Source organism: Roseibium sp. (assembly GCF_025698965.1).
In the GTDB taxonomy this organism is placed as follows: Bacteria; Pseudomonadota; Alphaproteobacteria; order Rhizobiales; family Stappiaceae; genus Roseibium.
Map to the genome: position 1 here is coordinate 1 of NZ_JAILWL010000190.1, position 11,257 is coordinate 11,257.

The window sequence follows — 11,257 nt, forward strand, 5'->3', positions numbered from 1 at the left end:
GACAATGATCACGCGGAATATCAAGTGCGGCTTCGGCTGCTTCCTGCAGGTTTTCAGATAAAACACCTGCACCCGTTCCACCGATCACGTCGATAGGTCCCATCACCGGAAATGCGGCAATGGGAACACCACAGGCCAGAGCTTCCAGCATGACATTCCCGAATGTGTCGGTCAGCGACGGGAATACAAAAACGTCGGCATCGGAATAGTGCCGGGCAAGGTCTTCCCCCACTTTCGAGCCCGTGAAATGGGTGTCGGGATATTCGCGGCGCAACGCCTCCAGCTGCGGTCCACCACCGACCACGACCTTCGATCCGGGGAGATTGAGATCGAGAAAGGCCTTTATGTTCTTTTCTATTGCAACCCGGCCGACATACATGAAGACCGGTCGGTGTAAATCGGATGGCAAAACGGACCCTTCATAAGGCCTGAACAACTGTTCGTCGACACCGCGCGACCAACGCATCAGGTTTGTAAAACCACGATCACGCAAGTCATGTTCAAGTGACCGGGTTGCAACCATGCAGCCGCACGCCGCATTGTGAAACCTTCGCAACCAGCCATAGGACCAGGACAACGGAACCGGAAGTCGGGCAGAAACATACTCGGGAAACCGCGTGTGATAACTGGTCGTGAAAGGCTGCCCCATCTTGCGCGCAGCGCTTGCTGCCAACATTCCCAGTGGCCCCTCGGTCGCTATATGCAGATGTTCGCAATCGAAGTCCTCGATCATCCTGCGCACGACACCGCGATGGGTCAAAGACAGTCGAATTTCGGGATAGGTTGGACAGGGAAGTGTCCTGAAAGCCTGAGGTGTCAGGAATTCGATCCGAATTCCTATCGCTTCAAGTGCTTCGGCGGTGCGTTCCAGCGAACGGACAACACCATTAATCTGAGGATGCCAGGCATCCGTGACAATCAGAATGGAACTCATGCGGCGACCGGAGTTTCCTTGGATTTCGCCGGCACGGCTCCCGTTTGGGTCTGGTCCACCCATCGGATCACCTCAAACGTACCATCGTGATGTTCTGCCACTGCGGTGCAACTTTCCACCCAGTCGCCGGTGTTGATGTAATGGATTCCGTTCATATCGTGGTTGGCGGCATGGTGGATATGACCGCAGATGACGCCATCAACCCCCCTGCGCCGCGCTTCGTCAGACAAAGCCTCTTCAAACCGGCCGATAAAGCTGACGGCGTTCTTCACCTTCAGCTTGGCCCACGCAGACAAGGACCAATAGGTCAGCCCCAGGCGTCGGCGTATCATATTCAGCCAGGTGTTGATGCCCAGAGCCGTCACGTAGGCCTTGTCACCGAAAAACGCGAGCCATTTGGCATGTCGTATGACCACATCGAACTGGTCACCGTGGATTACAAGGTATCGTTTGCCGTTTGCCGCCTCGTGAACAATGCTGTCGGTCACCTCGACACCGCCGAAATGCGTCCCGAGGAAACTGCGCAAAAACTCGTCGTGATTGCCTGGAATATAGATGATACGGGCACCTTTGCGGCCCTTTCGGAGGATCTTCTGAACCACGTCATTGTGGAGTTGCGGCCAATACCAGGATCGCTTCAGACGCCATCCGTCCGCAATGTCACCGACCAGGTAGATCGTCTCGGCGTCGTTGTCTTTCAGAAAGTCGAGCAGCATTTCGGCCTGACACCCGCGCGTGCCAAGGTGAACATCCGAAATAAACAATGCCCGGTAATGCCGCGATGCCTCTGCGGTAGACATAGCATTTCTCCAAGTTCTCATTGGAGCACCTTAGACGCGATTCAGGTATCAATATTATGACATACAACCTTCGCTCCAACGCGGAACCGGTTCCATGCTCATTTTAGTGCCAATGAACATTGGTTGAGCCTGCAGGATATTATGGTTGTCAGACATTATTTCGGCTCATAAACCAGCTCTTGAGCTGCCTGTAGCCGTAGCTGCTGTATTATCTGCGACCGGACATAAGGAGACACTCTGATGGACTTGGGCCTTGAGGGAAAAAAGGCGATCGTCTGCGCATCCAGCCGTGGGCTTGGAAAAGGTTGCGCCGAAGCGCTGGCTGAGGCGGGTTGCGACATTGTTTTGAACGGCCGCAACGAAGCCGTGCTGGCAGCAACAAAGGCCGCGCTGGAAACGTCCTACAGTGTCTCCGTTACCAGCATAGCCGCGGACGTATCCACAAAAGAAGGTCAGCGCGCCTTGCTGGCGGCCTGTCCCGATCCGGACATTCTTGTAAATAACAATGGTGGCCCTCCACGCAGAGATTATTCAGAGCTTGACCGGGAGGCTCTGCTTGAAGGAGCAATCCAGAATTTCGTGACACCTGTCGAGTTGATCCAGGCAGTCGTCCCTGGAATGAAGGATCGTGGCTTCGGCCGTATCGTGAACATCACGTCCCTGTCAGTTAAAATGCCGATTGAAGGCCTGGATCTGTCCAGCGGTGCGCGTGCGGGGCTTACCGCCTTTCTCGCAGGCGTCTGTCGCCAGCTTGCTCCACATGGCATCACGATCAACAACCTGCTTCCCGGCAAAATGGACACCGATCGACTTAAAGGCGGCTTCGAGCGGGCAGCCCAACAATCCGGAACGAGCATCGAGGCAATCCGTGCGGCGCAATCGGCAGAAATTCCCGCAAGGCGTTTCGGCAACGCGGAGGAATTCGGCCAGGCATGCGCCTTCTTGTGCTCCCGGCACGCTGGCTACATCACTGGACAGAACCTCCTGATGGACGGCGGCCTCTATCCCGCCGCCTTTTGAACAGAACACTTTGCGGAAACAAAAAAGGCCGGGTCGATTGCCCCGGCCTTTTACGACGTTCAGATTTTCAATCAGAACCTGTAGCGCAGCGACGCGGAAATGATATTTACATTACTGTCCACATCAGCGGAGTAAGTGCCAAACACCGCGTTATAGTCCTGATGGCTTGAATCGATATTGATCTTGGTCGATTCCGGAATGATGTGCGAATAACCGATATCAAAGGAGAGATGCTCATTGAAGTCGTAACTCGCACCGGCAGACAGCCACCAACGGTTGTTATCCGGAAGACGGGTTGAGCGAATTTCTTCATCGATAGGTGAGATTTCATAAGCAAGACCGGCCCGGAAGGTCAGTTTGTCGTTGAAGTCGTACTCACCGCCAAGCGCGAAGAACCAGCCATCGTCGTAGTTGAAGTGCAGGGTTGTAAGCGTTGCACCCGATGTATCGGAGACGGCACGCGGTGATTTCAACCGGCTCCAGTTTGTCCATTCAACAGTACCAAGAATGCGGATTTTTTCCGTGATCTTCTGCTTGGCAGAAATATTGATCATGTCTGGAGTTATGATGCCGAGCTCGACACCGGTGGTCACTCCACTTGCGTAGAGGTCACCCTCCAGAGTGTGAGAGACACCGGAACGATAACCGACGCCAATCTCGGTGCCTTCCCAAGGTTTGAGCGTGACACCTGCCGTCACACCGAAGCCGACGTCATCGCCGGAGATTTCGTTGGATCGCGCGAAACCTGCCGAAGTGGCGTCTGCAGATTTCAGACTCACATCAATATACTGAACCTGAACACCTGCTGCGACGGTGATCATATCATTGATCTGATACGCAATGTTCGGGTTTACATTTAATGAGAAGACTTTTGACGTGCGAGAATAAAACTGTGCTGCCCAGTCTTCGCGCGGTTTTGTTGTCAGTCCGAATGGTGCGTTGACCCCAACACCAAACACCCATTGATCATTCAATCTGTACGCAGCGTAAGAGGCTGGCACCCATGCATCCGACGCGATATCGCCGCTGCCGATTGAAGAGCTCCCCAGGAAACCACCTGACAACGTTCCATCGATATCCGAATGCGGAATAACCAAAGAATTGTGTGCCTCAAACGTGAACCCCTGTTGCGCCCCGATCATTGACGCCGGATTCCAGAACATAGAGGAAATCGTATCGCCCGACGTGCCATATCCTGCAAAAGACATGCCCTGGAAATAGGAACTTTGTTCCCTTAGAGCGAAGCCACCTGCGTGTGCCGCTCCCGCAACCATGGATAGTACAACCGCAGTAGTTGCGAATAGAACGGCTTTCTTGTTTGCCCTGATCATAGTGTTTTCTCCCGTCCCCCTCCCACAGGAGGAATCATGATACCTGAACATAGGTTTCCCGAAGAACGGGTTCTTTTTCAACTCTGAAAAAGAGTGAAACTGCTTGATAAAAACTCGTGTTGCACTGCAATATCCGCGATGTTTTTGTCATTAACTGTTACCAGCTCACGCTGAACTATGGAGAAACCTACAGTTTCAAGGCTCTCCGTCACCAAGTTGACACACGTTCACTCTTTTGCCTAAAAAATAGGCAAATAAAATCCAGGTTTCCGATAACGTAAATTAGTCCTGAATCGTTGCGGCTTTGCCACACGTTTCCCAACGGAACATGAGCTCTTTGTAGGACAAATCCGAGGAAAAGTCCGAGTTTTCTAGCTATGCCCACGCCTTCAAACGCGCGAGAAACCCGGTGATCTGAACACCTTGCTTGACGCCATTGGTCCGCAAGGATCCAAGAAAACTGGAAATTCAGGGCGTTGTGAACAACGAAAGAAAGTCGTTTCTGAACAGAAAAAGTCCGCGGTGGACGTCACCACGGACTGTTTGGTCAAACGTTGTCGTCACGCGCCGCCATGAAGCGCCGCATTGCGACATCGCTCCAGGGAGCCAGTCTTTCCCTGGCGGCACTGTGGCTTTCGTAAATGCGTTTGCTGAGAGAGTTCTTCTCAGAGGTTTCTGCCAGCACCGCCGCCGCGGTTTCGCGCAAGGCCGCAAGAACGTCATCCGGGTAGGGCCTGACGGTGACACCATCCTCTTCCTGCAGAAGTTGAAGGCTACCTGCGTTTTCCCAATCGCTTTCAGCCAGGGCACGTCCGTTCTCCGCCCGGCAGGCTTCCAGAACGATGGTCCGCAACTCTTCCGGCAACCCTTCAAGAGCCACCTGGTTGAAAATCGCCTCACCCGTACCATTGGGCTCGTGAAAGCCCGGCGAATAGTAGGACTTTGCGACTTTCTGGAAACCCATTGCGCGATCCGACCAGGGGCCCAGAAACTCGGTCGCATCCAGAACGCCGCTTTGCAGCGCCTGAAACAACTCGCCCGGCGGCAGGCTGACAGGTGTCGCGCCGAGGCGGCGCATGACTTCGCCACCGAGCCCCGGCATGCGGATCTTCAGGCCTTTCAAATCATCCAGACCCCTGATTTCCTTCTTGTACCAGCCCCCCATCTGAACACCGGTATTTCCCGCCATGACCGGCTTCAGGCCAAATGGCACATAAAGATCGTCCCAGAGTGCCTGACCACCTCCCTGCTCAATCCAGGTGATATGCTCATGCGGCAGCAGACCGAAGGGAATTGCGGTGAAATAGACCGATGCCGGGATCTTGCCTTGCCAGAAGAATGAGGCTGTATGCGCCATCTGGGCCGTACCGGCTGCGACCGCATCGAAAACCTCCAGCGGCGGTACAAGCTCCCCTGCTGCATATAGCCGGATGCGGAAGTGCCCAGCGGACATCTTGCTCACCTGGTCAACGATCCTTTGCGCAGTAACGCCGGGGCCAGGCAGATTTTTCGGCCAGGACGTCACTAGCTTCCACTCGATAGTGGCTTTTTCCTGCGCGATTGCCGGAGCTGAAAGAACAGCCGTCCCCGCCACCGCGGTAGCGCCCAGAAGTGCCCTGCGATTGATCAGTTTTTCCTGACGTGAAGACGTCCCAGACATGTCATTTGCTCCAGAAGTCATAGAAATGGTGAACAGGACCGTGACCTGTTCCGATCTGCAGTCGATCAGCGGCCGAAATAGCAGCCTGAATATAACCTTTAGCCGCAGTTATGGCGCCTTCAAGGTTTTTCCCCTTGGCGAGCCCGGCAGCAATCGCGGATGAAAGCGTACACCCCGTGCCATGGGTGTTTTCCGTTGCGATCCGCTTTTCGCGCAGCCAGAGCACATTCCCCACGGCATCAAGGAAGAGGTCCGCGCTGTCGCTGCCGGCTCCATGTCCCCCCTTCAGAAGCACCGATCTTGAGCCGAGGCGCAACAGATTTTCAGCCTGGGACAGCATATCCGCGTCGCTGGATGCCACGTCTGTCTCAAGCATGCGCGCCGCTTCATGCAGATTTGGTGTGATGACGTCGGCGAGCGGCACCAGGACGGAGATCAGACTTGCAACAGCATTGTCCTCCAGCAACGGATCGCCGGAAGCCGCAACCATCACCGGATCCAGGACAACCGGGCCGGTGTTGCTGGCTCTCAGTCCTTCTGCGACCGCCTCGATGATCTTGACGCTGGATAGCATTCCAATCTTGGTAGCGTTGACCTTGAGATCAGAATACACGGCGTCCATTTGCGCGCGTACGAAGTCCGGTGGCACATCGTGAATGGCTGTCACACCAAGTGTGTTTTGCGCGGTCAACGCGGTCAAAACGCTGGCACCGTAGACACCATTTGCCGAAAAGGATTTGAGATCGGCCTGAATTCCGGCCCCTCCGCCGGAGTCTGATCCTGCAATGGTCAACGCAATTGCGGTCATGTGTTCCTCCATCGTGAATACGCAAATGCGCTCAAGCTGTCTTGAGTCGTGTTTCGATATCGCGCGACGTCATTGAATAAAGAGCGTCGAGCAGCTCCGGGACCAGACTGCCGGGGCCTCCGGCTTGCGCCGCCGCCATTTCGCCTGCAATGTTGAAAACAGACAGACCGCAGGCAGCCGCAAGGGCTGTGTCCGGTTCGACACTGGCAAACGCCGCAACAACAGCTCCACCAGCACAACCGGTCGCGGATACTCTTGCCATCAGCGGATGGCCGTTTCGCAAGCGATAGTCCTCACCCTTGCTTTCGATCTTGTCTTCCACACCGGTAACTGTGAGCACTGCTCCGTTCGCGATGGCCGCTTCGGCCTTCGTGCGCTCGGGAAAGAGAGCCTCAAGTTCAGGTTCGTTCAAGCGCACGAGATCCGGTTTGAAGGCCATGAGCTCTTGTGCAAACGCGCATCGCAAGGGAGACCGGTCCACAAAAACCGGATCTATGCTGACTGGCTTGCCGGCTTTTTTCGCTGCTTCGATTGCAACTGGTATTGCTTGACGGCGCGCATCGTCCAGGGTTCCGAGATTGACCAGCAATGCATCCGTGCTTGCTGCGAAACCGGCCACTTCTTCCCTGGAAATTGTCATGGACGGCACAGCCCCCAGAGCCAAAAGCGCATTGGCCGTAAATGTCTGCGCAACAGCATTTGTTATTGCGTGAACCCGAGGAGACTTCTGGCGAACCCTCAATAGCAGATCGAACACAGTTTCAGCGGAAAGTGCCTGAGTGGAAGCGGCAATGGACAGACTCATGCGTCTCCTCCGATTTGCACCGGTGTTGCACCGGCTTGTTGATAAGGAGGGAAAGCCTTGAAGGTCCTGACAAACGTCATCTCAAATCCCTCCGCCGGTATAAGCCGGATCAGGTTCAAGGAGTTGGCCATTCGCCTCTCAGCCCGGTCCACGATTGCCGGGCACCCCCATGAGATGTCTGCACTGCTAACAAGGCAGGCCACGGAATGCAAGCCCGTCCACGGTCCGACGCTTCATCAGCGATTGACTGCGAAGAAGAGATAGGCGATGTCCATGGGAACATTGTTTGAATGACATAACTTCCGGAGCGCCGCATGACCCCGTTTTTCGTGATGATCAAGTGCCAGCTGGGCAAGACCTATCAGGTTGCCAACGCGATCGCTGACGCGGAAATCGCTTCCGAAGTCTATTCCACCAGTGGCGACTATGATCTTCTTGTGAAATTCTATGTCGAAGATGGTGCCGATATCGGCCATTTCGTCAATGAAAAGGTTCATCCGATCGACGGCATTCAGGACACCAAGTCAATCATCACTTTCAAGGCCTTTTAGCGTCAGCCAGTTTCAGACGGAATTCGATCGTCATCAGTCCGGAGGCCAGCATGAAATTCCTGAAATCCGCCACCCTCGTCTGTGGTCTGAGTGTCCTTCCCCTGACCTCGTCAAGCCTGGCCTCTGCCCAGGGCATGCCACCGGAACAGATCAAGCAGATTTTGGATGTAACGAAAGGCAGCTGGGTTTCATTCCGCGACTGGCAGGGACAGCAGCTGATCTATTTCACTCATCTTGAAGCCTGGAAATGTGGCATAGACTACGTTTTTTACGGATTGAACGGTGGCGCGCTGGACCAGATGTGGGAGCTTGAGGAGTGCAATCCCGACAATCCCAACGCGGTTCTGAAAGAAAAGCCCTATATTGAACTGCCGGCCGGATCGACGCAGTCCATCAGCGTTCAACTGGTTTTTCCTGACGGCACGAAAAGCTCGGTAGAAACGTTTGAATACAAACCTCAATAGAGGCTTTTGAGGTTCAGATTTTCCGGAAATTCTTCAGGCTTTTGAAGGTGACGATGCCCGGCGTGCTTTCGTACGGTCGAGACCAAGCCTGTGCTCGCGATAGATCACGAAGATCCCGGCGGCAATCACGATCAGCGCCCCGATAACCACCTCCGGAACGGGAATCTCGGAAAACACCAGCCAGCCGATCAGGATCGCCCAAAGCATGTTGACATAGTCAAAGGGGGCGATGGTCGACGCATCGGCATAACGGTAGCTCTGGGTCAAAAGGATTTGTCCGATGCCTCCGGCCAATCCGATCAGGAGCATCAGCCCCGCGGTGGTCGCATCCGGAACCACCCAGACATGCCCGGGCAGCACGAAGCCAAGCGGAAACGTCATCAGCGACAATACGGTCGATGCTCCGGCAAACCAGGTTACGATGGTTGAAGTACGCTCGGTTTCACACAATTTTCGCACTGTGATCATGGCAAGCGCGGCAAAACACGCTCCCAATGCACCTGCCACTGCCCCAAGCGTTGCAGTGCTGTCCATCTGCCCTTCCCCTAGATGCGGTGAGAGCACCACAAGAATTCCGAGGAAACCGACACCGACGGCACTCCAACGATAGATCCGCACCTGTTCACGAAGGAGGAAAAATGCGAGCACGACAACAACCAGCGGCGTCGCGAATCCGATGGCAGTGGCATCCGGCAGCGGTAGAAGAAACAGCGCGGTAAAGGAACACACCATCGCCGAAAGTCCGACGGTTGCGCGGGTCAGATGTCCCCTCGGGTTTTGCGTTTTGAAAGCAAGCCCGAGTTCTCCACGCAAAGCGACCATCATCAAAACAGGAAACAGGCCGAAAAAATTCCTGGCAAACACCAATTGTCCGATCGGCACGGTTTCCGCTGCGATCTTCAAGGCTGTCGCCATGACGAAGAACATGAGCGTGGAGGCCAGCTTCAGCGATATTCCAAGCAGAGGTGCCTGACGGGTCATGCCGGTCGATGCCGATGGACCAGCGGCATGGGGTTTGGAGCCTACGAGCGCCATGAGTTGTTTCCGAGGCCGGCGCAGTGACAAAACTCCCCTGACGCACCGGTCCGAAGGGTCGAGAGGAGTTGCATAAGGTCACCCGGCCGACATGCGAGAACCGCAGGCGTCTTCCCATCCTGAAAAAGAGAATGGAATTGGGTGGAGATCTAATCGGTTGGAATGCGCAGTATCAAGCTATGTCGAGCACATTGCAATCGCGTAGACGGCAATTTTGCAACATTTGATCGCATGGCTGCCTTGCACTTCAAGCGTTTTTCGAAGTTCGGTAGTGTTCAACTGGCACAGAAAAACCGCCAGCTTCTTTACTGCCTTCACAACACGGAACATTGAGGTGGCGGCAAGAAGCAGACGGCAATTCTGGAACAATATGTCCGGAAGGCAAACGGCCCTAAAGCCTCGCTTCCTGCTCCTCCAGCATTCTTGCAACTTCTTGCGGCGACATGGATTCACGCTCGGCAATCGACACTTCGAAGCCCTTCAGACGCTTGTAGATGGAAAGAAGCTCGATGATGGTCGACCAGGAATTGACCAGATACTGGAACGAATTCGACACTTGACCGAAGGCCGTGAGGATCTGCTGAACGATGCCGTAGGTGATTGTTCCAGCGACAATGGTCGGCACGAGAATGAAATAGGTGAACATATTGTCGGCCTGAAGATAAAAGCCACGTGCCAGATTGAAATAGAGGTAGTGGAAATAGAGGCGGAAATAGTTCTTCCTGACATTGCCAAACAGCTCCACAAGCGTGATCGGCTGGGCGCGGTGTTCGTGATCCTCACCGTAAACCAGTTCCTTCCGGTAGGCAGCTTCAACGCGCTGGTTGTGGAATTCAAGTCCCGGAAGCCTGATGCCAACGACAGCCAGCAGAACTGTTCCGAAAAGAGACCAGAGGATTGCTGCAGTAAAGAGAGGCGCCGGAATTTCACCGACAATCGGCAACGTGCTGACATAGCTCGACAGCGCAAAAAGCACCGGCAGGAAGGCAATCAGTGTCATCACCGCGTCGATCATCGAGACCCCAAGACCTTCCATGATCGAAGCAAAGCGCATCGTGTCTTCCTGGATACGCTGCGAGGCACCCTCGATATGACGAACATTCTTCCACTTGGCGACGTAATAGTCGTTCATGGCAGTGCGCCAGCGAAAGATGTAGTGGCTGACAAAAAACCGGTTCAACACAAACAGCGCCATGGAGAGGCCTGCAATCTGCGCAAACATCAGCATCAAGGTATAAAAGTCGCTCGCAACGACACCTTTGTCGCCCTCCAGAGCGTTTTGCAGCGTATCCCCGAACGGCCGCCGCCAGTTGTTGATGGCAACAGACACCTGAACCGAGAAATACGTGGTGAAGATGATCAGGGAAGAGCCCCAGACCGACCACAAATGCCAACGGTGGTTTCTTGAAAAGACCCACCAGAATCCGCCAAACAATCCCGTACAAACCGCGTAATAGACATAGAACCAAAGAAAGTTCGGGGTTACGAAATAAGTCAGGTCGATGGGAGGCGGCCCTTCCGGCGAAACTCCAAAACCGAGTGTTTCTCCAAGATCATCGGCAAAACCGTACCAGGCAAGCACTGCGGCCATCGCCCAGATGGCGGCAGAAGAAAAGAACAGCTTTGGTGACGGAAAGAAGGATTGAAACACAGGGAATATCCTGAAACTGGGATGAATGAATGAAGCCTGGTACCGGTCTTAGAGCGTAAGGCAGCTTGCGATCAAGACCAGTCAATTCAAGCAAATAATTGAATAAAGCTGCGGACACAATTCAGAGAGTTTCGCGTCAATCAGGCAAAAGCCACGAGTGGAGCCGCTCACCTTCTTCAATAAGTTGCATTTGCAAAG

The 11,257-nt window shown here is 54.3% G+C and carries 11 protein-coding genes and 1 riboswitch; of the genes, 3 read left to right on the top strand and 8 right to left on the bottom strand.

Annotated elements, in window-relative coordinates:
- Positions 1-934, bottom strand: a 934-nt coding sequence (locus K5905_RS16190; protein WP_297585725.1) for a glycosyltransferase family 1 protein, incomplete at its 3' end; no start/stop codon positions are given.
- Positions 931-1,734 (bottom strand): UDP-2,3-diacylglucosamine diphosphatase, encoded by an 804-nt coding sequence (locus tag K5905_RS16195; protein WP_297585727.1) that lies wholly within the window; start codon positions 1,732-1,734, stop codon positions 931-933. The genes K5905_RS16190 and K5905_RS16195, both read right to left, overlap by 4 nt.
- Positions 1,735-1,974: 240 nt before the next feature.
- On the opposite strand from K5905_RS16195, the gene K5905_RS16200 reads away from it, so the two are divergent.
- Positions 1,975-2,754 carry an SDR family oxidoreductase gene (locus K5905_RS16200; protein WP_297585728.1) on the top strand — a complete coding sequence of 260 codons (780 nt, stop codon included), beginning with the start codon at positions 1,975-1,977 and terminating at the stop codon, positions 2,752-2,754.
- 71 nt (positions 2,755-2,825) lie between these two features.
- Here K5905_RS16200 and K5905_RS16205 read toward each other — a convergent pair whose 3' ends face one another.
- The 4 genes from K5905_RS16205 to K5905_RS16220 form a co-directional block, all read right to left on the bottom strand.
- A complete protein-coding gene (locus tag K5905_RS16205) occupies positions 2,826-4,085 on the bottom strand; it encodes an OmpP1/FadL family transporter (protein WP_297585730.1) in 1,260 nt (419 codons plus the stop codon).
- Between the two features lie 547 nt (positions 4,086-4,632).
- A complete protein-coding gene (locus K5905_RS16210; RefSeq protein ID WP_297585731.1) occupies positions 4,633-5,745 on the bottom strand; it encodes a TRAP transporter substrate-binding protein in 1,113 nt (370 codons plus the stop codon).
- A 1-nt stretch (position 5,746) separates the two neighbouring features.
- Positions 5,747-6,553 (bottom strand): bifunctional hydroxymethylpyrimidine kinase/phosphomethylpyrimidine kinase, encoded by an 807-nt coding sequence (thiD, locus tag K5905_RS16215; RefSeq protein ID WP_297585733.1) that lies wholly within the window; start codon positions 6,551-6,553, stop codon positions 5,747-5,749.
- Positions 6,554-6,584: 31 nt separating this feature from the next.
- Positions 6,585-7,358 (bottom strand): hydroxyethylthiazole kinase, encoded by a 774-nt coding sequence (locus K5905_RS16220; protein ID WP_297585734.1) that lies wholly within the window; start codon positions 7,356-7,358, stop codon positions 6,585-6,587.
- Between the two features lie 68 nt (positions 7,359-7,426).
- A riboswitch (TPP riboswitch) is annotated at positions 7,427-7,537 on the bottom strand.
- A gap of 135 nt (positions 7,538-7,672) precedes the next feature.
- Between K5905_RS16220 and K5905_RS16225 the strand changes: the two genes are divergently transcribed.
- Positions 7,673-7,909, top strand: a complete 237-nt coding sequence (locus tag K5905_RS16225) for an Lrp/AsnC ligand binding domain-containing protein (RefSeq protein ID WP_055676376.1) — start codon at positions 7,673-7,675, stop codon at positions 7,907-7,909.
- Between the two features lie 50 nt (positions 7,910-7,959).
- Entirely contained in the window at positions 7,960-8,373 is a 414-nt protein-coding gene (locus tag K5905_RS16230; protein WP_297585737.1) for a hypothetical protein, read from the top strand.
- A gap of 33 nt (positions 8,374-8,406) precedes the next feature.
- Here the strand turns inward: K5905_RS16230 and K5905_RS16235 are convergent, their stop codons facing one another.
- The gene (locus tag K5905_RS16235) at positions 8,407-9,408 is read right to left on the bottom strand and encodes a DMT family transporter (protein WP_297585738.1); all 1,002 of its coding nucleotides are present in this window, start codon (positions 9,406-9,408) and stop codon (positions 8,407-8,409) included.
- A 391-nt stretch (positions 9,409-9,799) separates the two neighbouring features.
- Entirely contained in the window at positions 9,800-11,059 is a 1,260-nt protein-coding gene (sbmA, locus tag K5905_RS16240; protein ID WP_297585739.1) for a peptide antibiotic transporter SbmA, read from the bottom strand.
- Positions 11,060-11,257 lie beyond the last annotated feature (198 nt).